Source organism: Methylococcales bacterium (assembly GCA_030949405.1).
In the GTDB taxonomy this organism is placed as follows: Bacteria; Pseudomonadota; Gammaproteobacteria; order Methylococcales; family Methylomonadaceae; genus WTBX01.
The window spans coordinates 1,835,059-1,857,327 of record JAUZSN010000002.1; the positions used below are offsets into that span (position 1 = coordinate 1,835,059).

At 36.8% G+C, this 22,269-nt stretch carries 19 protein-coding genes; 13 read left to right on the forward strand and 6 right to left on the reverse strand.

From position 1 onward, the window contains the following. Positions 1–3 precede the first annotated feature (3 nt). The 11 genes from pntB to Q9M50_09550 all read left to right on the forward strand — a co-directional run bounded on the left by pntB (position 4) and on the right by Q9M50_09550 (position 12,042). Positions 4–1,392, forward strand: a complete 1,389-nt coding sequence (pntB, locus tag Q9M50_09500) for a Re/Si-specific NAD(P)(+) transhydrogenase subunit beta (GenBank protein MDQ7090867.1) — start codon at positions 4–6, stop codon at positions 1,390–1,392. Between the two features lie 137 nt (positions 1,393–1,529). After that, positions 1,530–4,223 carry an Ig-like domain-containing protein gene (locus tag Q9M50_09505; protein ID MDQ7090868.1) on the forward strand — a complete coding sequence of 898 codons (2,694 nt, stop codon included), beginning with the start codon at positions 1,530–1,532 and terminating at the stop codon, positions 4,221–4,223. Between the two features lie 98 nt (positions 4,224–4,321). Continuing rightward, entirely contained in the window at positions 4,322–4,510 is a 189-nt protein-coding gene (locus Q9M50_09510; GenBank protein ID MDQ7090869.1) for a hypothetical protein, read from the forward strand. An 89-nt stretch (positions 4,511–4,599) separates the two neighbouring features. After that, on the forward strand, positions 4,600–4,746 hold the full coding sequence (locus tag Q9M50_09515) for a hypothetical protein (protein ID MDQ7090870.1): 147 nt from the start codon (positions 4,600–4,602) through the stop codon (positions 4,744–4,746). A gap of 187 nt (positions 4,747–4,933) precedes the next feature. Continuing rightward, positions 4,934–5,842 (forward strand): sulfate adenylyltransferase subunit CysD, encoded by a 909-nt coding sequence (gene cysD / locus Q9M50_09520; GenBank protein ID MDQ7090871.1) that lies wholly within the window; start codon positions 4,934–4,936, stop codon positions 5,840–5,842. Between the two features lie 16 nt (positions 5,843–5,858). Beyond that, positions 5,859–6,473 carry a hypothetical protein gene (locus Q9M50_09525; GenBank protein MDQ7090872.1) on the forward strand — a complete coding sequence of 205 codons (615 nt, stop codon included), beginning with the start codon at positions 5,859–5,861 and terminating at the stop codon, positions 6,471–6,473. Between the two features lie 2 nt (positions 6,474–6,475). Then, complete coding sequence (locus tag Q9M50_09530) at positions 6,476–7,585, forward strand: AAA family ATPase (protein MDQ7090873.1); 1,110 nt, start codon at positions 6,476–6,478, stop codon at positions 7,583–7,585. Between the two features lie 3 nt (positions 7,586–7,588). Beyond that, the gene (locus Q9M50_09535; GenBank protein MDQ7090874.1) at positions 7,589–8,026 is read left to right on the forward strand and encodes a PIN domain-containing protein; all 438 of its coding nucleotides are present in this window, start codon (positions 7,589–7,591) and stop codon (positions 8,024–8,026) included. Between the two features lie 53 nt (positions 8,027–8,079). Further along, positions 8,080–9,693 carry a sulfate adenylyltransferase subunit CysN gene (gene cysN, locus Q9M50_09540; protein MDQ7090875.1) on the forward strand — a complete coding sequence of 538 codons (1,614 nt, stop codon included), beginning with the start codon at positions 8,080–8,082 and terminating at the stop codon, positions 9,691–9,693. A 27-nt stretch (positions 9,694–9,720) separates the two neighbouring features. Next, the gene (gene recJ, locus Q9M50_09545) at positions 9,721–11,466 is read left to right on the forward strand and encodes a single-stranded-DNA-specific exonuclease RecJ (GenBank protein ID MDQ7090876.1); all 1,746 of its coding nucleotides are present in this window, start codon (positions 9,721–9,723) and stop codon (positions 11,464–11,466) included. A 33-nt stretch (positions 11,467–11,499) separates the two neighbouring features. Next, positions 11,500–12,042, forward strand: coding sequence for a hypothetical protein (locus Q9M50_09550; GenBank protein MDQ7090877.1), 543 nt, complete (start codon positions 11,500–11,502; stop codon positions 12,040–12,042). 145 nt (positions 12,043–12,187) lie between these two features. On the opposite strand, the gene Q9M50_09555 is transcribed toward Q9M50_09550, so the two are convergent. From Q9M50_09555 to Q9M50_09565, 3 genes are all read right to left on the reverse strand, one after another. Further along, a complete protein-coding gene (locus Q9M50_09555; protein MDQ7090878.1) occupies positions 12,188–13,354 on the reverse strand; it encodes an HPP family protein in 1,167 nt (388 codons plus the stop codon). 202 nt (positions 13,355–13,556) lie between these two features. Continuing rightward, positions 13,557–13,997 (reverse strand): NfeD family protein, encoded by a 441-nt coding sequence (locus tag Q9M50_09560; protein ID MDQ7090879.1) that lies wholly within the window; start codon positions 13,995–13,997, stop codon positions 13,557–13,559. A 3-nt stretch (positions 13,998–14,000) separates the two neighbouring features. After that, entirely contained in the window at positions 14,001–14,912 is a 912-nt protein-coding gene (locus tag Q9M50_09565) for an SPFH domain-containing protein (GenBank protein MDQ7090880.1), read from the reverse strand. A 115-nt stretch (positions 14,913–15,027) separates the two neighbouring features. Between Q9M50_09565 and Q9M50_09570 the strand changes: the two genes are divergently transcribed. Both Q9M50_09570 and Q9M50_09575 read left to right on the forward strand, forming a co-directional pair. After that, complete coding sequence (locus tag Q9M50_09570; protein ID MDQ7090881.1) at positions 15,028–15,378, forward strand: hypothetical protein; 351 nt, start codon at positions 15,028–15,030, stop codon at positions 15,376–15,378. A 265-nt stretch (positions 15,379–15,643) separates the two neighbouring features. After that, entirely contained in the window at positions 15,644–16,888 is a 1,245-nt protein-coding gene (locus tag Q9M50_09575) for an HlyC/CorC family transporter (protein MDQ7090882.1), read from the forward strand. A gap of 218 nt (positions 16,889–17,106) precedes the next feature. Here the strand turns inward: Q9M50_09575 and Q9M50_09580 are convergent, their stop codons facing one another. From Q9M50_09580 to gatB, 3 genes are all read right to left on the reverse strand, one after another. Then, complete coding sequence (locus Q9M50_09580) at positions 17,107–17,436, reverse strand: hypothetical protein (GenBank protein MDQ7090883.1); 330 nt, start codon at positions 17,434–17,436, stop codon at positions 17,107–17,109. 121 nt (positions 17,437–17,557) lie between these two features. After that, the gene (locus Q9M50_09585; protein ID MDQ7090884.1) at positions 17,558–19,300 is read right to left on the reverse strand and encodes a TolC family protein; all 1,743 of its coding nucleotides are present in this window, start codon (positions 19,298–19,300) and stop codon (positions 17,558–17,560) included. 1,465 nt (positions 19,301–20,765) lie between these two features. Further along, complete coding sequence (gene gatB / locus Q9M50_09590) at positions 20,766–22,205, reverse strand: Asp-tRNA(Asn)/Glu-tRNA(Gln) amidotransferase subunit GatB (protein ID MDQ7090885.1); 1,440 nt, start codon at positions 22,203–22,205, stop codon at positions 20,766–20,768. Positions 22,206–22,269: the final 64 nt, after the last annotated feature.

A 22,269-nucleotide genomic window follows, 5' to 3' on the forward strand; every position in this document is an offset into this window, starting at 1 on the left:
ATCATGTCAGAAAGTTTAGTTTCAATGTCTTATGTTGCGGCATCCATTTTATTCATTTTAAGTTTAAGTGGGTTAAGCAACCAAGAAACTGCACGGCGAGGTAATTACTACGGGATGGTAGGGATGGTGATTGCCATTTTAGCCACCGTGTTAAGTGATGCGGTGACCTCGTATGCCATTTTAATCATTGCTTTAATTGTGGGTGGCTTTATTGGTACTAAAGCGGCTTTAAATGTTGAAATGACCCAGATGCCTGAGTTAGTCGCCTTAATGCACAGCTTAGTAGGAATGGCGGCAGTCTTAGTGGGGTATGCTAATTTTATGGACAGTACCTTAGTTTTGGAAGGGGCTGAAAAAACCATTCATGAAGTAGAAATTTATATCGGTATCTTAATTGGTGCGGTTACTTTTTCAGGTTCAGTGATTGCGTTTGGAAAATTATGCGGAAAAATTTCAGGTAAACCTGTTTTGTTACCTATGCGACATGGGTTAAATCTCGGTATTTTAGTAGCGTGTATTGGGTTGGGAACTCTATTTTTAGACGGTGCCGAAGACGGGGGCGGTACGATTGCATTAATCTTAATGACCTTGATTGCATTAGCTTTTGGGGTTCACATGGTGATGGCAATTGGGGGCGCTGATATGCCTGTTGTTGTCTCTATGCTGAATAGTTACTCAGGTTGGGCAGCGGCAGCCACAGGTTTTATGTTAAGCAATGATTTGTTGATTGTAACAGGGGCCTTAGTGGGGAGTAGCGGGGCCATTTTAAGCTATATCATGTGCCGTGCAATGAATCGACATTTTTTAAGTGTGATAGCGGGCGGATTTGGTTCGGCAGGAGGCGAGGCGGCTGAAGTTGAAGGCGATGTTCAGCCCATTGATGTGTCTGAAACGGCGCAACTCTTAGCTGAAGCTAAAAATATTATGATTATCCCAGGCTATGGAATGGCAGTGGCACAAGCACAGCATACGGTTAATGAAATGACTAAATTACTACGCAATGAAGGTAAAACAGTCAGTTTTGGTATTCATCCTGTTGCAGGGCGAATGCCCGGTCACATGAATGTTTTATTAGCCGAAGCCAAAGTTCCGTACGATATTGTGTTTGAAATGGATGAAATTAATGACGATTTTGATAAAATTGATGTCACTATTGTGATTGGTGCCAACGATATTGTTAATCCTTCTGCACTAGATGATCCAAACAGCCCGATTGCAGGAATGCCCGTATTAGAATGTTGGAAAGGTCAGACCACTATTGTGTTAAAACGTAGCATGGCATCAGGGTATGCGGGAGTGGGTAATCCTTTGTTTGTTTTAGAGAATACACGAATGTTATTTGGTGATGCGAATGACAGTATGCAAGCTGTTTTAAAAGAATTACAAAATTAAGCTGTTTTAGGTGCGTTGTGTTGATATTTTTGGGATGAATATCAACTAATTGTAATCTTTTTAATGAGAGTCACTCTACTTACGAGTAGAGTAATAACCTATGATTTTTTTCAAGTTTCTGATGATGGATTTATCCAATGAATACCAAAGATTTTGTTGAGCAACTTTATCGAATATATTTAGGGCGAGGCTCCCTAGAGGGAGAAAGTTTATTTTGGGTTGATAAAATTGATAAGCAGGTGGCGACTGCTTTTGAAGTGACCGAGGTTTTTATCAATGATGCTTATTTTACGGAAACCGTGGTTCCTATTGCTCGGCTTTATTTTACAATTTTTGAACGTCTTCCTGATGTTACAGGGCTTTTATTTTGGATAGAGAAATTTAACCAAGGAATTTCACTAGATGATATTGCGAGTGCCCTTTTAACGTCTTCTGAATTTGACACAAGCTATTCACATTTATCAGGGAATGAGGCCTACTTAAAGCAACTTTATAGTAATACGTTTGATCATTTACCCAATTCAAATGAACTTACTTTTTTATTAAATGCGCTTGATAAGGGGTTGCAATGGAATGATTTAGTCATCAGGGCCTCGAAATTGCCAGAATTTGAAAAAAATCATGGTGAAAAAATAAATATAACCTTAAAGTATTTTTCTATTTTAGGTCGAGAGCCAACAGATCAAGAGTTGAGTGAAGCCATCGAAGAAAGTGACCCCGTTGCTCTTATTGGTCGTCTTTATTTGAATGATGATTATAAAGGGGAACCTATTCCTCATTTAATTAGTAAAGGAACGGTGATTGGCAGTGGTGCTATTGCTGACGCGACCGTTTTTATTGATAAAAATGATAATGATCTATTGGATGAGGGCGAACTTTCTACTAAAACAGATAATTCAGGTCGCTGGTCATTTGTAGGGGATGAAACGTTTGAAGGAAAGATAGTGGCTTTTGGCGGGATTGATATTTCAACCAGCCAATTAGTAGAAGGAACGGTAACGGTTGAGGGGGGGACTTCGATTATTCAAACGACGACTAAACCGCTTAGCAGTTCTTTACGTTATACCACAGGCTCTGTTCCGCCTGTTGATGAAAATACGATTACGGTTAGAGAGCCTCAAATCTTGCGTATTTTCGTGACCTTTGACGAACCTATCCAAATAGAAACAATCCCCGTCATAAGTATTAATAATGGCACCAGTGATGTGATTAGTTTTGCGAGTATGGCAAATATTAGTAACATTACCTATTATTATGATTTAGCCGTTCCATCGGGGGATTTTACGGGAACAGTTATTATTAATACCAAAGCGGTGCAGACCGAAACGATTACAGACGTTATTGCTACAAATACGTTATTTGTGGTTGATAATGCCCCCGCTTTGACCTCAGAAGATGTGGCTTTTGCGATTGATGAAAATAGTGGGGCAGGTCAGGCAGTTTACTCCATTGTCTCTAATGATGTTAATGCCCTGTATAGTTTAAAAAACACAGGCGATCGTGATTTTTTCTCTGTTGACGGTAGTACAGGTATCGTAAGGCTTATTAGTAATCCTGATTTTGAAACTAAGCCCGATTATCGTTTTACCGCCGTGAGTAGTGATACCGCTGGAAATAAGAATGAAAGAGCGGTGACCTTAAAAATTAATGACGTTGATGAGATCGTACCTACTGTCAGTGCCGTAAGTTCAACAACAGCGGATGGAAGTTATAAAGTAGGGGATGTGATTGCAGTTACCGTGGCGTTTAGTGAGATAATTTTCGTGACAGGAACCCCGACATTAACCTTAAAAATTGGCGAAATTGAAAAAACAATTAATTATCTTTCAGGGGCGGGTAGTAATACATTAACATTTGATTATATCGTGGCTGCTGAGGATGCAACGAGCGATTTAGATTATGCGAGTACAGCCGCATTAGGTTTAAATGGCGGTTCAATTAAAGATGAATCAGGAAATGATGCGATCTTAACCTTAGCGGTGCTAGCCTCAGCTAAGTCATTAGCAGGAAGTAAAGCGATTGTTTTAGATAACGTCGCGCCTTTATTAACCACGGAAGGGCGTTTACCTATAGACGGGGCGACAGGAATCACCGTTGATAGTAATATTACTTTAACCTTTAATGAAGATATTGCCGTAGGAACCAGTAATATTACACTCACCAGTGGCTCGGATAATATAGTGATTACTGAATCTGAATTATCCGTGAGTGGCAAAGTATTAACAATCAACCCGAATAATGATTTAGGGAAGGGTTTGTCAACGTATGATGTTGTTATTGGAGCAGGTTCGATAACGGATCTTGCAGGAAACCCTTATGCGGGTTTATCAGCGAATAACTATTCTTTTGAGACGGCAATTAATACTAATATCGTTGTCTTTGATATGACGACAGGTAACAGCTCATCCCATAGTAACCGAACCTTTAAGACCAATGTTGATTATAAGCTCTATATAAAGGTTAATAGTAATTCTGATGTCTTTACGACAATCACGCCATGGACAGGAGGTGCAAATTTAGGCGCAGGGGATGAAATAATTTTAGTCGGTAGTGGTGGAGCTCCTGTCCAAGGTGTCAATATGAATACAGTTTTATCAAAGGGAAAATTAACTGTTTTAAAAAATAAAATAGAATGGATAACGATTGTTAATGAGGCTGCTGTTGATGGAGTGGCGATGGTGTTAAATAAAAGTGGTATAGCAACAAGATTATTTAGTATAGGTACCAATAAATCAGGGTTATGGAATGGAAGTGCCCATATAGAGCTGGTCGGTAACGATTACAAAATAAACATGCCAGCGGGTATTTTGAGTTCTCAAGGACTCATATAAAAGTACGAATATAGTTTTTCGTAATGACTTATTTTTCATGTTATTAATTTAGACAGAGACGCGAGTCGTTGCATATTTTAAAAAAATAGGAGAATGTCATGATAGAAACGGAATACATACTCGGCGGCTTTTTGGCTTTATTATTAGTCGTTACTTATATTCTAGGGCGGAAACGGTTTGCTAAAAAAGAAGCCCGCTTATTAGAAAAAGAAACCATTGCCGCCAAAGAAATAACGCCAGAACCTATTATAGCGTCAGAAATTGAACCCCGATTGAAACTAAGTTAACGTTAGATCCTGTAATAGAAGTCATCGCTAAACCGAATTTACAAACGAAATACGCAACTAAAATAGATAAAAACCTTCCTCAAGATTCAATGTTAAGACGGCATTATTTAACGCATGTTCGTTCTATTATCGAATCTGAACAGGCTGAGCGGCCAGAAGACTCGGCTTTAAAACACCATTATGACACTATGATTGATGCGAAAGTGGAACAATATTTATTTGATCTTTCCCCATAATTATTTATCTAAATTCCTCACTTGTTATCGTGTTCAGAGTACAGTAATTAACTGTACTCTGAGCATTGATTTCTTCAGATGATGCTTTTGTGTTGATTAATAATTTTCATCACACTATAGCTTTCATCCTCGGTTCAAATTAGAATAGTTCGTTTACTCACTTTTTTCTGTTCTTTACGGATATTCCATGACTGATTATAAATTAACCCACCTTAAACAATTGGAAGCTGAAAGTATCCATATTATTCGTGAAGTGGCCGCTGAATTTGAGCGACCTGTGATGCTTTATTCCGTAGGTAAAGATTCTGCGGTAATGCTGCATTTAGCGATGAAAGCTTTTTATCCAGGAAAACTGCCCTTTCCATTAATGCACGTTGATACGACATGGAAATTTAAGGAAATGATTTCTTTTCGTGATAAATTGATTGACGATTTAGGCTTAGAGTTATTAGTCCATAGTAATCAAGAAGGGATAGATCAAGGGGTCGGGCCTTTTACGCATGGAAGTAAAAAGCATACGGATGTGATGAAAACCGATGCGTTAAAACAAGGCTTAAATAAATATAAGTTTGATGCCGCTTTTGGCGGTGCGCGGCGTGATGAAGAAAAATCACGAGCAAAGGAACGGGTTTATTCGTTTAGAGATAAAAATCATCGTTGGGATCCTAAGAATCAACGGCCTGAGTTATGGAATATTTATAATGGTAAATTAGATCAGGATGAAAGTATTCGTGTTTTTCCGTTATCAAATTGGACTGAATTAGATATTTGGCAATATATTTATTTAGAAAATATTCCGATTGTACCGTTATATTTTGCTAAAGAACGTCCTGTGGTTGAGAAAGATGGGATGTTAATAATGGTTGATGATGAGCGTATGCCCATTGGTGAAAATGAAAAAGTTGAAATGAAAATGGTTCGTTTTCGCACATTAGGTTGTTACCCTTTAACGGGGGCGGTGGAATCCACGGCAACAACGTTGCCTGAAATTATTCAAGAAATGTTATTAACCACAACCTCTGAGCGGCAAGGGCGTTTAATTGACCATGACCAATCTGGGTCTATGGAACAGAAAAAGCGTGAAGGGTATTTTTAATTTTAATTGGTGAAGAATGATGAAAAAATCGTATTCTCAATTTAAGCCTGATGATATTAAAAACTTGGGATTAAGTTTTATTCGAGGAAAAATATTTAACTCAATAAAACGTTTAGAACCTTCCCAGTTTTTGCTTGATACGTTGGCAATTAATCAAGAGTTTCCTATTGAATCTGAAAAAGCGAAATCGGAATACTTGATTGTCCCTATTTTGACTGAAATACAGGTAAAAAACCCTAAAAAGTTTACTTGTTTTTCAGGCTATCAATTTAATGTAGATAGTCAGTTAGGTTTAAAAGGTTTTTGCGATTTTATTATTTCAAAAAAATATAATGCTGTATTTATAGAAAGCCCGCTTGTTGCGGTTGTTGAAGTTAAAAGTAACCAAGATTTACCGGATGCATCACCTCAATGTATTGCTGAAATGTATGCCGCTCAATTATACAATGAAAAAAATGAGGAAAAAATCACGGCTATTTATGGCTCAATTACCAATGGTTACGAATGGATTTTTTTGAGGCTTGAGAATAAAGAGGTCATACTTGATATTCATCGTTATGGGATTAAAAATTTATCTGAATTATTAGGGGTTTGGCAGGTTGTTATTGATAGTTTTGATGGTGTGAAATAATTATGATTTTTTCTAAAGTTTTACTAAAAGGTGTAAAAGGTGTAGGTACGATAGGCTTAGACCTTATACCTGAAAAAAAAGTATATACATTCATTGCTGAAAATGGCGTAGGGAAAACTAAACTTTTAGAGTCATTGTTTCAAATATTTTTAGGTTCTCATGAACTGTTAACAACAATAACTAATGAGCGTTATTTGTCTGAGTTATTTGTTTTAACTACTGCACAAGTGGATGATATAAGGTTTATATTTCCAAAAAGCAGTTTTAGTTATAAGTGTCTTTTTAATAATATTAAGCAACATAATTTACCCATCGTTTACATGGCATCACAAAACCGAGGATTTATAAAACACCAGCAACAAGCAACAAAAGCTATTGGTAATTTTTCAGATAGAAGAAAACGTTACATTGATTCTTTATTTCAAGGAATGCAGCAAAATTTTTCTAACCTAAATATGGAAAATGATATTGAGCAATGGTTTATTACTCGCGCTCAATCTTCAAATAGTTATCAAAAACAAGCGGATAACCGAGTGGCAGAATTACAAATTGTTTTAAAATTATTACATCAATTAGATACTCGAATTGATGAAAATTTTCTTGAAATTAGCGGTGACAATCGGGTTTTTATAGATATTAATGGTAATAAAAGACAGTTATCCCAATTAAGTACAGGGTTTGCATCCATTTTAAAAATTATTCAGTCCATCGTAGCAGGTTATGGAAATTTTACTAATGAGCAAAACTTACAGCAAGTAAAAGGCATTGTTTTAATAGATGAAATAGAAAGTCATTTCCATCTTTCATGGCAAGCTAAAATTATTCCCTTATTAAAAAAATTATTTCCCAATACCACGTTTTATATTACCACCCATTCATCTATTGTTTTAACACAACTTGAAGAAGGTGAAGCGTATAAATTAAACCGTGAGAATGATGGTGTTGTACGTTCTTCGCCTATTATTGCACCCAATAAAGCGGCTTTAATTGATGTGCTTAAAGATGCGTTTGATATTGATTTAAATAAAATGAAGCGTGACAATATGTCTGCTAAACAGCAGCAAGAGGCAAAAAAGAAACTTCTTGATTTTTTAATACAAGAAGAGACTTAACGAATGGAAAGAAAAGTATTATTAGATACCAATTTGATTATCGCTGCATTTGATACGAAGAATCAAAAAGCGATCAATCAAATTAAAGAATTATTAGGTGATGAAAATGTGGCGTTAGCCATTAGTCCTTTAATTCGTTATGAAGTTTTAAGGGGCGTTTCATATTCTCATCATGAAAGATATGATAATTTAAATTCTATTCTTAATGGTTTTGAGGAATTTGATATTGGTTGTGATATAGCGGCATTATCGTCTAATTTATTTCGCCTTTCTCAGTCAAAAAAAGAAGCAGGAAAAAATGCCTTAGTTGATAAACGAAGTTTTGATGTTTTTCATCTTGCAACCGCTAAATGTAATGAGCTTGAGTTATGTTCAAATGATAGTGATTTGGAAAAATTAGAAAATCTTTATCAAAGCTGGTTAAACTCCCAATCAAGCTAACGTCGTCTTTTATCTTCCTTTATTAAAAATTATAGTTATTACTTAGGAATACCATGTCCCACCAATCCGATTTAATCAGCACCGATATAAACGCCTATCTTGCTCAACATGAACGTAAAGAACTCTTACGTTTTTTAACCTGCGGTAACGTTGATGACGGTAAAAGTACCCTCATCGGGCGACTCTTATACGATTCAAAAATGATCTACGAAGATCAACTGGCCGCTGTCCAAGCCGATAGTGTCAAATCAGGGACAACAGGCGCGGGTAAAGTTGATTTAGCCTTATTAGTTGATGGATTACAAGCCGAACGTGAACAAGGTATCACCATTGATGTGGCCTATCGTTATTTCTCAACTAAAAATCGTAAATTTATTATTGCCGATACACCAGGGCATGAACAATACACCCGTAATATGGCAACAGGAGCTTCAACCTGTGATTTAGCCGTCATCTTAATTGATGCGCGTTATGGCGTGCAAACACAAACTAAACGCCATAGTTTCATCGCCTCTTTATTAGGGATTAAACATATTATTGTTGCCATCAACAAAATGGATTTAGTTGATTACAGCGAAGAAATCTATTTAAGAATCCAACAAGACTATCAAAGTTTTATTTCCACGCTAGAATTAGAGGATGTTCACTTTATTCCGATGTCAGCCTTAGATGGCGATAATGTCGTCAATAAAAGTGCTAACATGCCTTGGTATCAAGGGATTTCAATGATGGAATCCTTGGAAACAATTAAAATTACCGATGACCATAATTTTGTTGAAGCCCGTTTTCCTGTGCAATATGTTAATCGGCCTAATCTTGATTTTAGAGGCTTTTGTGGCACTGTCGCGTCAGGGGTATTTCATAAAGGCGATAAAATTACCGCCCTCCCTTCTGGAAAAAGCAGCACTATTAAATCCATTGTGACTTATGACGGTGAATTAGAACAAGCCTTTCCACCGATGGCCGTTACCTTAACGCTTGATGATGAAATAGATGTTAGCCGAGGTGATACTCTGGTTAGTGGTGATAGTCCTCCTATGATTGCAGATAGTTTTAAAGCTGTCTTGGTTTGGATGACTGAAAAAGCCATGATTCCTGGGCGACAATATTTAATAAAATTAGCCACGCGCAGTGTTTCAGGGTCTATTTCATCTATTCATCATCGAATTGATGTTAACACCTTAGAACATCACGATGCCGAGCAGTTAGAACTTAATGAAATTGGCTGTTGTAATGTCTCTGTTAATGCCCCTGTTGTTTTTGACCCTTACGCCAAAACGAAAGGCACGGGTTCGTTTATTATTGTCGATCGTCTAACCAATGTAACGGTTGGCGCGGGTATGATTTTAGGCGGAACGGAAGCGAGTGATTTTACAGCCGTGACCCCCGCAGAACGTGCCGCTCGTTTTAGTCAGCAACCGACGATGATTGCGTTGAACGGTGAGAAGGCGGCGGAAATTGTTTATCAATTGGAACGGCATTTATTTGATAACGGTCATGCGGCAACCATTTTAGAAAAAGTAACCCCTGATTATATCGGTGTAATAAAAAATGCGGGCTTAATTGGCTTGTGTGTTAATGCGGATGCTGAATTAAGTTTTGATTGCGATAAGCAAACAATTGAACAAATTTATAGCACGTTGAAGGAACAAGCAGTTATTTATTAATAGTTTGAATTTATCAGTAGGTATGTGATGGAAAAAATTCCTGTTAAAAAGAAAATAATCCTCCGTAAAGTTGAAAACAGAGCGACAGACCTCTCGCATTTAGACCCTCTTTTACAGCGTATTTTTACGGCACGGGGCATTACATCGGTCAATGCATTAGATAGGAATTTAGCCAAACTTCCCTCACCGTGGTTATTATCAGGGATGGAAGCGATGGTTTCTCATTTAATAACCGCGCTTAAAAACCAGCAAAAAATTGTTATTGTTGCTGATTTTGATGCCGATGGCGCAACCAGTTGTGCGGTTGCGATTCGTGGGCTTTATTTATTAGGGGCGACAAATCTTAATTTTGTTGTTCCTAATCGTTTTAAATACGGTTATGGACTCACACCTGAAATTGTTGATTTAGTCAAAGCGCGTAATGAGGATGTTGACGTTATTGTCACAGTTGATAATGGTATATCCAGTCATGAAGGAGTTAAGGCGGCTAAAGCATTAGGGATTAAAGTCTTAGTCACCGATCATCATTTACCTGCGAATGAACTTCCCGTTGCGGATGCGATTGTGAATCCTAACGTAGTCGATGATAAATTTCCCAGTAAAAATATTGCAGGCGTGGGGGTTATTTTTTATGTCTTAATGGCCTTACGCGCGCGTTTACGTGAATTGGATTATTTTATTAATTTTCCTGAACCTAATTTAGCTCAATTATTAGATTTTGTGGCATTAGGAACGGTTGCGGATGTCGTGCAGTTGGATGAGGTTAATCGTATTTTAGTCCATCAAGGCTTATTACGAATGCGTTCAGGTCACGCTCATACGGGTCTTAAAAGTTTAATGTTAGTGGCTAAACGGGATCCTAAAAATTTAACGCCTGCTGATTTAGGCTTTGCATTAGGCCCTCGACTCAATGCTGTGGGTCGAATGGATGATATGAGTTTAGGGATTCAAGGTTTTTTAACAGATGATCCGCAATTAGCCTACGCCATTATGCAGCAACTCGATCAATTTAATCAGCAACGTAAAGAAGTCGAAGCGGAAATGAAACAACAGGCGACTTTATTATTGGATGTCATGCGTCCAAATGATAAACATCGTTTGATGTCGGGTATTTGTTTATACGATGAAGCGTGGCATCAGGGGGTTATTGGTATTTTAGCCTCACGAATAAAAGAAAGTGAACATCGACCTGTGATTGCATTTGCACCCGCAGATGAGGGTGAAATGAAAGGTTCGGCCCGTTCGATTGAAGGGGTTCATATTCGTGATGTGTTAGCCGATATAGCGACAGAACATCCCGCCTTATTAAGTAAATTTGGGGGACATGCGATGGCCGCAGGGTTAAGTATTAAAACCCATGATTATCCTGCGTTTGCCTTAGCGTTTGATGAACGGGTCGGCAAGTCTTTACATGGGATGAATTTACAGCAAAAAATTTACTCTGACGGTGAATTGTCCGCAAAGTACTTAACCCTTGAATTTGCTGAAAGTTTACAAACTGTAGCAACGTGGGGTCAAGGGTTTCCAGAGCCTGTTTTTCATGGGCTATTTGATGTGATTCAATGTCGTATTGTCGGCGGAAATCATCTTAAATTGGTTTTAAGGCAACCTTCAGAAGATGTCTTTATTGATGGCATTGCTTTTTTTGTTGAACGCGCTGAAAATTGGTTAGGTATTCGACAAATTAAAGCGGCGTATAAACTGGATATTAATGAATACCGAGGGCAACGAACATTACAACTAAAAGTGGATTACTTAGAAAAAATACACTAACTAGTTTTCATTTCAATCGTTAAGGCATATTTTATGATAAAACGTACACTTCTTAATACGGGGTTTATTTTATTAACCACCAGTTGTTTTCTTTATGGCTGTGGTGATAGTGACTCTAAAAAAACGCAAACATCCGTTAAGACTGTAAAAATATTTAAACAGGCAAAAATACTAAAAGGGTTGGTTTCTGATGATAAAGGACGCATAAAAGCAGGGAAAATTAGCGCGATTAATGATAAAAAGAAGGTGATTGCAACCGCAAGTGTTCAAGAGGATGGTTATTATAAGATTGAAATCCCCGCATTAACCGTTCTCCCTATTTTATTAAAGGTGTCTTTAGCGAATGATAAGGCAGAAAATAAAGAATTAACGGCAGCGATTATTTATACTTCCATGACAAAATTTGATATTAACCCTTTATCTACAAAAATTGCCGAAAAAGCGAAAAAACTTGGGGGTTATACGCATTCTAATATGGTCGTTGCTGCTGAAAGTATGGTAAAAATTCCTGATGATAATAAAAGCACACGCGGTTTTAGAGGGGATCCAACAAAACAGTATGGCGGTTGGCATTAAATTGTTTTAAATAATGGGCTACTCACTTAAGGCGAGACGGTTGCATTTAGACCTCCGAAGTTTTTAAAATCGTGGAGACCGTCTGTTTAATTTCTACATGGAATAAACTTTCAGGTGTTTCGTCTTAAGTTGGTCGCCAAATAATTCAGAGTTTATGGGCTAACTGTTGGTTATACAGGGCGGCAATTAAATTGGCTTGATAGACCATGCCGACTAAACCTCGTTCAGCATTAATAATAGGGATTTGTCGTCGCCCATGAGTAGACATTAAACCAATTAGCTCAACAATATGCGCTGTTTCGGGTAATGTCATGACTTGGGTACTCATAATAAGCCCTACCGCTTCAGGTTTTGTTGCCGATATACGCGGGGTTCGGCGAATAAATGCGCGTAAATTATCTTGAAAATTATCATATAAACTTAAATCTATAAATTTAAAAAAATCATTCCAAGTAATCATCCCAATCACCCGTCCTGCTTTGTCAATAACAGGCATCGCTTTGAGCTGCTTTTTTATCATCAATTTCCAAGCGTCTTCAACTTCCGTTCCAAACTCAACGGTCGTTATATTTGTAATCATAATATCTGCACAAATAATATCGGTTTTAAGTCGCTTAAAGGAATTTATTTCGGCCTGACTTAATAAGTGACTCAATTCGGAATAGGTCATATCAATAAAAACATCACTCTCACTTAACGCTAAATTAAGATCCTGTTCGGAAAAACCAATATGATGACTCGGTTGGCTAATAATATGGCGTTGACGGGGGGAATTTTTTACAGGCAGTGAACTTGGGTAGCGTCTTCGCATGACCCAACGATTAATGATAACCGTCAGTAATAATAAGGTAACAACATTAATTGCCACAGGGACCAGTACAAAAGAATACCCTAAATTAATAATGGAAGGCCCTGCCATGATGGGGGTTAAACTCGTTGCGGCTGCAGGAGGATGTAAGCAGCGTAAAATAAGCATCATAAAGATAGAACCGCCAACGGCTGTGGCGGCGGCTGTTGCAATTTCAGGTATGTTTAAGGCACAGGCAACCCCAACAATAGCAGAAACTAATTGTCCGCCTGCAAAAGGCCACGGTTGGGCTAATGGGCTGCTGGGAATAAAAAATAAAATAACGGATGAGGCCCCCATTGAGGCGACAATCATCGGGTATCCTTGCCAAGGTGAGATAATTTTAGTTATCAAGGCAATAAAAAAAATGGAACAAAAACAAGCGATCAAAGAAACAAGTTTCGCTTTAATACTTAAGTTAACAGGATCAATGGTAACGTATTTTATAAAGTGAAATAGATTCATAAGTCAATGATGGGATTAAATTTAGGTCTTGTTAGTTCAATACCTTCGCCAATTTAGGTTTTGAGCCAGAATCTTTCAAAATCTAATATTTAGGTTCTAATAAAATCAAGTAGTTATAATATTAAAAAGTAGAGTTTCAACTTACTTTATACGTTTGGCGAAGGTATTGGTTAGTTTGAATCAACAAGGATTATTAAATTTTTTAATCAACAGGTTTGACGTTAAAAAAATTGCCATTAACGGAAACTATTTTTACGCGTGTTCCCACTGGGCAATCTTCGCCTTCGACCTTCCAATGGGAACGATTAATTTTTATTTTACCATCCCCCCCATCAATATCGGTTACCAACGTAAAGACACGGCCTATATATTGATCATTACGTTGATTTAAATGCGGCTGATCGGACTTAATGGGGTGACTCCTCATATATCGCTTCCATGCGACCACAGACCCAACGGATAGAATTGAAAAAATAAATAATTGTATTTCTACGATCATCGGGAACAATAATAATAACAGCCCTGTGATAAACGCGGATACGGACATCCATAAAAAGAAAAAACCTGCCGACAGCATTTCTACCCCAAGTAGAAATACGGCAATAACCCACCAATACCAAAACAAAATTTCAATTGCTATCATTACTTACCCTTTTTTATTAAAGACTTCTTTTGCAATTTCACTTACGCCACCTAATGCACCAATCACATTTGAAGCCTCTAGGGGCATTAAAATTAATTTACTATTATCGGCGGTGGCGATGTCTTTTAAGGATTCAATGTATTTTTGGGCGACAAAATAATTAATCGCTTGAACATCCCCTTCTGCGATTGCTTTTGAAACCATGATGGTTGCATTGGCTTCTGCTTTTGCTAATCGCTCTCGTGCATCCGCATCTCGGAAGGCCGATTCTTTTCGCCCTTCGGCCTCTAAAATAGCGGAAGCCTTATCGCCTTCTGCGCGTAAAATTTCAGATTCACGTTGACCTTCAGCTTCTAAAATTGAAGCTCTTTTCAAACGTTCCGCTTTCATTTGTCGCCCCATCGCTTCCACTAAATCTTTAGGCGGTGCGATGTCTTTAATTTCAATTCGAGTGACTTTAACGCCCCAAGGATGAGTGGCTTCATCAACCACATCCAATAAACGCGCATTAATTTCATCCCGTTTAGATAAAAGCTCATCTAAAGTCATTGACCCCATGACCGTACGAATATTGGTCATGACTAAATTTAAAATGGCCAAATCCAAATTACTCACTTCATACGCCGCTTTAGGGGAATCCATAATTTGAAAAAAGACCACGCCATCCACGGTCACCATCGCATTATCTTTGGTAATAATCTCTTGTGAGGGAACATCTTTAACTTGCTCCATCATATTGAGTTTTCTTCCAATGCTGTCCATCACGGGGAAAACAGTATTTAATCCAGGGGTTAAGGTTTTAGTATATTTTCCAAAACGCTCAACCGTATATTCTGCTCCTTGAGGCACGGCCTTGATAGTTAAAAATAAACCTAAAATAACCACCACAGCAGCAACGAGTGCAAATACAATCATAACAGTCTCCTTAATTTATAAACGAATAAAACTAGACAACCTGTTGCAAATAAACAACGATTATCTAATAATAATGTATCTCTATTAACTTTGTATACGATTAATTGGTAATACTATGATGATTCATGCAGCAATTAACATTTTACTTTTGGGTATCCTTCTTCTTTTAGTGGGTTTATGGCGACCTAAAATAATTCTTTTTTGGCTAGATAGTCCCGGTCGTTGGCCTATTATCATTGTGTTTATCATCTTTGCTATGGTGGGAGCTACTTTATTTGGCGAAGGAACACGACAAAAACAATTGGAGTTAGAGGCGCTACAGTCTAAAAAAATCAGCCCTGATAAAATACCTTTGGATGCATCGGCGGACATTCCTAGCGTGATGGAAACAACGGCATCTAAACAAGCAATTAATAATGAAAAACAAGCACCTACCACAGAACTAAATACGGTTAATAACCCTTAATAACTAAAGATGACATTTTATATCGGTCTGAATTAAAATTATGAAGCCATGTGATTAATTAAATAGCACTCATCGCGTTGAATACGCAATGGCCTTAAAACACCTGTTTTTCTATTTAAGCGTTATTAATCATATCATTGTGTTTTAAGGCATCAAATTTTTAGGCGGATTATAACGTAATAAAAATAAGGACTTGATAATCAATACTTGACAAACGGTGCTATCCTAGAGAGCATACTACTTTCCAATTAATTCAGAGACCTCCTTGAACGACATCCCTCTTAGTATATTATTCAGTATACTTGCAGTCCTTCTCCTTCTTTCTGCCTTTTTTTCAGGTTCTGAAACTGCATTAATGACTTTAAATCGTTATCGCTTACAATACTTGGTTAAACAAAAACATAAAAGTGCGATTAAAGCGAATAGATTGTTACGACGACCTGACCGTTTAATTGGCATTATTTTATTAGGCAATAACTTTGTTAATATTCTGGCCTCCTCCCTTGCCACCGTTATTGCTATTCGTATTGCAGGTGAACAAGGGATCCCTATTGCCGCAGCCTTACTAACCTTAGTGGTCTTAATTTTTTCAGAAGTCACCCCTAAAACATTGGCCGCCATAAAACCTGAGGCAATTGCTTTTCCTGCTGCATGGGTTTATACGCCGTTATTAAAATTATTTTACCCAATTGTTTGGATTGTTAACCTGATTGCTAACTTACTCTTACGAATTTTTGGTGTTCGAGTCACTGAAAATAAACAAGATCGGTTGGATAAAGAAGAGTTAAAAAGCATTCTTGCGGATACGGATGATATTATGCCAATCCGTTATCAAAATATGTTACTGGGCGTTTTAGATTTAGAGTCCGCCACCGTTGAAGACATTATGACCCCGCGTAATGAAATTGTGGGCATAGATTTAGACGATTCGATGGAAGAAATTTGTCAACAAATCCTTAGCAGCCCTCATACTCGCTTACCTGTTTATAAAACCAGTATTGATCGAGTGATTGGATTTCTTCATTTACGGGTGGTCTTAGCTTTGCTAAATGACGATGATTTTAGCAAGAAAAAAATTACTGCAAAATTAATTAAACCCTCATTTATTCCGATTAGTACTTCATTACACAAACAAATGCAAAGCTTTAAAGCACAGAGCTTGCGGATAGGGTTAGCGGTTAATGAATACGGGGATGTGCAAGGGTTAGTCACGCTGGATGATTTATTACAAGAAATTGTTGGTGAATTAATTACGGAAGAAGCGAATGTAAAAGAACAACCTGATGGGGCTTATTTAGTGGATGCAAGTGTGACTGTACGTGAACTAAACCGCATCACGCATTGGTCATTACCTACAGATGGGCCTAAAACGTTAAATGGATTAATTATTGAATTTATGGAAACTATTCCAGCCGATGGAACAAGCTTGAAGCTTCATGGTTATTTGTTAGAAATTATTGAATGTGATAAAAAAACAATTCGGCAAGTTAAATTTCATCCGCCCAACTAAAAAACACCCCGAACATTTAAAAATAATCGGGGTGAGTTAGAAAATTAGGCTAAAGGTTTAAGAGGGGATTTATCACCCTCTATTCCTTCCCCCCATTTTTCTTATTTTTCAATAACATTTATATGAGCAATGGTTGCCGTAAAATTTGATAATAAAGTGGTTCTTATCACCAAAATTAAAGGCGTTTGACTCCTTTTTTCCATCGCTTTAAAGACCTGTTATTTTTGGTCAGACCCACTTTTTGCATTATCCCCTTTTGATTTCGGCATGGGTTTATTTCCAGCGCAATTTCCCTCGGTTGTTTTTTCTTCACTGCCCTTCATCATTTCACCCCCACATTTTCCTTCACCACACGATCCTGCTTTCATTTTACTGGTATCTTTATCGTCTGTATTGGTGTCAGCGGCGGCTAATTGCATATAACCTTCAGTAAGTTCAGTCATTACAAAAGGGTTGGAGGTTTCTGCATAAACAGAAGTTGCTGCCAATCCTGAAACCAGTGTTGTCCCTAGGGTTAAAATAAAAGAGCTGTGTTTAGTTTTTTTCATAATATATCCTGTTGTTAATAAATGAACCCACTATTCTACTGAAAAAAGTGGTTATAGTCGTCAACTAAATGGAGCTTATTTTTAATAAAAAATTCAATAGGATTCATTATTTTTTTAGGTCTTATTCAACAACAAAATAACCATCTTGATAGGATGAATCCATCTCTATAACGTTAGGGGTCGCTTTTTTTACCTTAAGCGTTTTCGATTGCGGCTCTTTCTTTTTAACAACAGGCTTTGCCTTAGACGATTTTAGCGTAGTATATTTTACCGCTGGCATAGTAACGGGCCTCTCTAATAATTTTTCCCACCAAGAACGCTGAGATTCTTTTTTCTTTTTCAAACGAATTCGTTTTTTCATGTCATCAGGGGTTAAAATTTCTAATTTTCCCTGCTCCCATAATTTATTTCGTTCACTTAAAATAGTCGATAATTCTTGGATTGATAAATGTTGATAATTATCAGGCACAGGGTTTGAACCCAAACTCACTAAAAAAGACCCAAAGGATTCTTGTGTTAAGGCGTAATTTACGAGGTAGTGTAACTGTGAATTAAAGGCTTTAAATTCACTTTGAATCGCCTCGACTTCACTTCCTGAGCGATTTTTTTCGGCATTACGTGTGAGTTTTGCAATATCATTATCAATTTCATTAAGAAAAGAGACTTGTTTAAGGCGTTCGATTCGGTTGGTATAATCTTGCCAGGCTAAATGAACACCCGCAATAACAGCGGTATTAACCGCTAAACGTCGTGATTTTGCCAGATGTTTACTGACTTCGGCATACTCTAAAATATCAGGAATTGTAATTAATTTTAATAAATCACCGGCCAATCTAAGTCCTAACTCGCCCCATAAACTATTCCACAAAAATGAATTTGAAGTAAAGTTCCCTGCATAAGAAAATTCAATACCTGGTAATAATCGGGTCAATGCTTTTCGAGATTCTAATTGGTCAATACGAACATTGTACATTTCGGTGGCATAATCCGATGAGTTAATTAAAGCGGTTAATTCCATTTCTTCGATTTTATTAGGAATAACGGGTATCGCTTTAAATTTTTGCGAGGTGGCTAATTTTAATTTTGTCGTCGGGGGGACATTAATTAAGGTTGTTAACTCAACATTTGCAATGCTAATTGATTCTTTTAGGCCCACTAATTGATCTTGAGTTTCAACTAATAGCCGAATATCATTAAGGGCAAATAAAGGGGTATAAAGTTGTTGTTCCCGAACTTCTTTTAAATCGCGCAAAGATTCCTTAACACTTTTTAAAATAGCATTAACATCTCTTTCCATCCGTTGCATAATAACGGCTCGCCAATAGGCTGAACGCACTTGTTGCAATAGTTTTAACATCACTTTTTCACGTGCTTTTTGTGAGATTAAAAACCGATCTGCATTTTGTTTTGCTTGGAAGTAGCTCACACCGAAATCAAGAAGATTCCAAGTAAAGCGAAGGTCGGCTATATAGCGTTCTCTATCTTGTGAGGTTGAGGGTTCTAAGGATTGACGGCCTGTAAAAATAGAAACACTTTCAGAGGCATCGACATTATTACGGTTTAAATAACCCGCAGAAACGCCGAGCATGGGCAACATATCAAGTTTTGCCATTTCAACACTTTGGTGTGCAACCGCTTGTTCCATTAATTTAACGCGGTTATTAAGATTGTATTTCAACGCACGAGCCATTGCGTCAGAAAGCGTTAAGGGGCCATCTATGGGTTCTTGTTCAGCATAAATTTGCGTCACATCTGCTAAAGCAGATTCTGCAATTTCATCGACTGATAATGATTTAGGGTTAATACAGCCTGTTAATGAAACCATAATAGCGAAAGAAAGCGTCACTTTCCTTGAAAAATTCATGAATAACCTCGTGTTTTGTGTAATATCACGCCCACATTATTTTAGCGTGTAAAGTGTGAATGCTATATCTATTTTATATGATAATACCTATTTATTATAAAACAAAAAATGTGATATAGGTCTATAAATATAACTTTCTTCCCTATAGGCTCGTACACTTGAATAAGGCTAAGAGAAATTGAAAAATATAATTATCCAAATTAAAATAGGCTATTGATATAAAGTGGGAAATGATGGCGTGAAAAAACAAGTTTTTTTCCCACCGAATTATCGGCATCTTTCCTTTAAGTTTAACGTTGAATTAGCGATATTTTAATTGACGATTTAGACTCTAAAGCTTAGAGTCAGTTTTTTATGGTTTGTGGTGGCTGTTGCAATGGGTTTGATTTCTTCTGCGTTATTTTGAAGTTTGTAGTGAAGAAGGAATTTAACAAAATCTAATTTGATAACAAGAGGAAAAAGTTATGATTACTATTTCAAAGTTAACTGAGTTTTTAGGGTGGGCATCCGTACTTAATATAGGCTATCTTTTTATAGCGACTATAACGCTTATGTTTATGAGAGGATCTATAGTTTCTATTCATAGCAAGATGTTTAATATAGATGAAAAGTAGTTAAATTTTAAGTATTTTAATTTTTTGAGTAATTATAAAATAGTGACATTAGTTTTTATGGTTGCGCCTTATCTGTCTTTAAAAATTATGGGCTATTAAATATTTCATTCGCTTTGTTCCAGTGTGCCTAGCATGGTAGGTGGGCGTTCATACCTAAATCCAACTTACGAGCTGACTAATTTATTTGGATATTTGTTGGCTCTCTGTACTGTAAGGCTTCTGCTTCTAAAGTCCAATGAGCCTCAAGTTTTAGATTATCAACTTTATTTTTTATTTCACTAAGAGGTACTTTAAAAAACTCTTTTCTTGAATTAACTTTATTTACATAGCTTCTAGTATTTTGTTGTCATAATTAGCTCGGACACGAGATTTTAATTTGTTTATATCGTCTAATTTTTCTTGAGCAGAACTAATTATTTTTTTAGAAATATTTTTTGATTTGTTTATTAATAATAATGCTCTTTCTTCAGAACTATTTTTTATTTATAATGCGGCTTGTTCAGCATCTATAACTAAAATATATTTTTTTAAAGGTTCGGTAACTGTTTTATATTTTTTAAATGAGGTATCTATTTTTATTAATTCTTTTTTAATTTTGATGCTTTTCTAATTGATATTAATAATAATATAATTATTGTTAATAATACCAATAGACCGCTAATTAATATAATTGTATTAGCTTCATTCATTTTTAATTTTTATTATATTTCATAATCGGGATAATTAAAGAATCAGAAACGCCTAGTATCAAAATCTGCTTAGCGATATTAGAAGTAGAGCGTTCCCAACAAAGACGTTAGAAGGATTATTTATTTTTAAAAATTCATAACCCTCACTAAACAGTATTAAAATTACACGCTTAACTTTTCCCTGAGCATCTTATTAACATCCGCAGGATTCGCTTTGCCTTGAGTTTGCTTCATCACTTGACCGACAAAAAAACCAAAAACTTTTTCTTTCCCACTTCGATACTGTTCAACCTGAGCGGTATTATCAGCAATAATTTTATCAATAATGACTTCAATAGCCCCAGTATCGGTGATTTGCTTTAAACCTTCGGTCTCAATAATTTCATCAACCGTAGCTTGTCCTTGCCATAAAATTTCAAAAACTTGCTTGGCAATTTTTCCTGAAATCGTCTTATCACTAATACGTTTTAATAAATCGGCAAATCGAACCGCATCAATAGGAGACTGCTTAATATCCAACCCTGCTTTATTTAAAGCCCCTGAAAAATCACCGATCATCCAGTTAGTACACAACTTAATATCAGAACCTGATTCCTTAATAACCGCTTCATAAAAATCTGCAAAATACCTAGAACCAGTTAACAGCGCAGCCGTTTCAGGATCTAACGCATATTGATCTTGAAAACGTTGTTTTTTTGCCGCAGGTAATTCAGGTAAATCTTCTTTAATGGCTGCCTTTAAGGTTTCATTAATTTCAACAGGTAATAAGTCAGGATCTGGAAAATAGCGGTAATCATTGGCTTCTTCCTTACTTCGCATTGAGCGGGTTTCATTTTTTACGGAATCATAAAGTCGTGTTTCTTGTACAACGTTACCCCCTGCTTCAATGACATCAATTTGACGTTCAACTTCAATATTAATCGCTTTTTCAACAAACTTAAAAGAATTGATATTTTTAAGTTCTGCACGCGTTCCTAATTCTTTTTGACCCACAGGGCGTACAGAAACATTGGCATCGCAGCGAAATGAGCCTTCCTGCATATTACCATCTGATATTTCTAAATAACGTACCAGTTCGTGAATTTTACGCATATAAGCCACCGCTTCTTTTGCAGAACTCATTTCAGGTTCTGAAACGATTTCTAATAAAGGCGTTCCCGCGCGGTTTAAATCAATACCTGATAAGCCTTGAAAATCTTCATGTAACGATTTTCCTGCGTCTTCTTCTAAATGAGCGCGGGTAATCCCAATACGCTTTGTTTTCCCCTTGATTTCAATATCCATATAGCCTTTACCGACAATAGGATGATCCATTTGACTAATTTGATAGCCTTTCGGTAAGTCAGGATAAAAATAATTTTTTCGGGCAAATACGGAAGACGGCGCAATTTCAGCATCAATTCCAAGCCCAAATTTTATCGCCATACTCACGACTTCTTCATTTAAAACAGGCAAAACGCCAGGAAGGGCTAAATCGACAGCACAGGCTTGAGTATTCGGTTCTGCACCGTAAGCCGTTGCGGCCCCTGAGAAAATTTTAGTTTGGGTGGCTAGTTGAGTGTGGATTTCTAAACCAATGACGGTTTCCCATTGTGAGTTCATGTTGATTCCTTTTGAAAATGCTGTTCACAACAGCTAAATAGATTTGTGAAAATACTCAATTTTA

What these genes read in the sequence shown, in the direction of transcription:
- pntB (MDQ7090867.1), top strand. Translation starts at nt 4, where the DNA reads ATGTCAGAAAGTTTAGTTTCAATGTCTTATGTTGCGGCATCCATTTTA.
- Q9M50_09505 (MDQ7090868.1), top strand. Translation starts at nt 1,530, where the DNA reads ATGAATACCAAAGATTTTGTTGAGCAACTTTATCGAATATATTTAGGG.
- Q9M50_09510 (MDQ7090869.1), top strand. Translation starts at nt 4,322, where the DNA reads ATGATAGAAACGGAATACATACTCGGCGGCTTTTTGGCTTTATTATTA.
- Q9M50_09515 (MDQ7090870.1), top strand. Translation starts at nt 4,600, where the DNA reads ATGTTAAGACGGCATTATTTAACGCATGTTCGTTCTATTATCGAATCT.
- cysD (MDQ7090871.1), top strand. Translation starts at nt 4,934, where the DNA reads ATGACTGATTATAAATTAACCCACCTTAAACAATTGGAAGCTGAAAGT.
- Q9M50_09525 (MDQ7090872.1), top strand. Translation starts at nt 5,859, where the DNA reads ATGATGAAAAAATCGTATTCTCAATTTAAGCCTGATGATATTAAAAAC.
- Q9M50_09530 (MDQ7090873.1), top strand. Translation starts at nt 6,476, where the DNA reads ATGATTTTTTCTAAAGTTTTACTAAAAGGTGTAAAAGGTGTAGGTACG.
- Q9M50_09535 (MDQ7090874.1), top strand. Translation starts at nt 7,589, where the DNA reads ATGGAAAGAAAAGTATTATTAGATACCAATTTGATTATCGCTGCATTT.
- cysN (MDQ7090875.1), top strand. Translation starts at nt 8,080, where the DNA reads ATGTCCCACCAATCCGATTTAATCAGCACCGATATAAACGCCTATCTT.
- recJ (MDQ7090876.1), top strand. Translation starts at nt 9,721, where the DNA reads ATGGAAAAAATTCCTGTTAAAAAGAAAATAATCCTCCGTAAAGTTGAA.
- Q9M50_09550 (MDQ7090877.1), top strand. Translation starts at nt 11,500, where the DNA reads ATGATAAAACGTACACTTCTTAATACGGGGTTTATTTTATTAACCACC.
- Q9M50_09555 (MDQ7090878.1), bottom strand. Translation starts at nt 13,354, where the DNA reads ATGAATCTATTTCACTTTATAAAATACGTTACCATTGATCCTGTTAAC.
- Q9M50_09560 (MDQ7090879.1), bottom strand. Translation starts at nt 13,997, where the DNA reads ATGATAGCAATTGAAATTTTGTTTTGGTATTGGTGGGTTATTGCCGTA.
- Q9M50_09565 (MDQ7090880.1), bottom strand. Translation starts at nt 14,912, where the DNA reads ATGATTGTATTTGCACTCGTTGCTGCTGTGGTGGTTATTTTAGGTTTA.
- Q9M50_09570 (MDQ7090881.1), top strand. Translation starts at nt 15,028, where the DNA reads ATGATGATTCATGCAGCAATTAACATTTTACTTTTGGGTATCCTTCTT.
- Q9M50_09580 (MDQ7090883.1), bottom strand. Translation starts at nt 17,436, where the DNA reads ATGAAAAAAACTAAACACAGCTCTTTTATTTTAACCCTAGGGACAACA.
- Q9M50_09585 (MDQ7090884.1), bottom strand. Translation starts at nt 19,300, where the DNA reads ATGAATTTTTCAAGGAAAGTGACGCTTTCTTTCGCTATTATGGTTTCA.
- gatB (MDQ7090885.1), bottom strand. Translation starts at nt 22,205, where the DNA reads ATGAACTCACAATGGGAAACCGTCATTGGTTTAGAAATCCACACTCAA.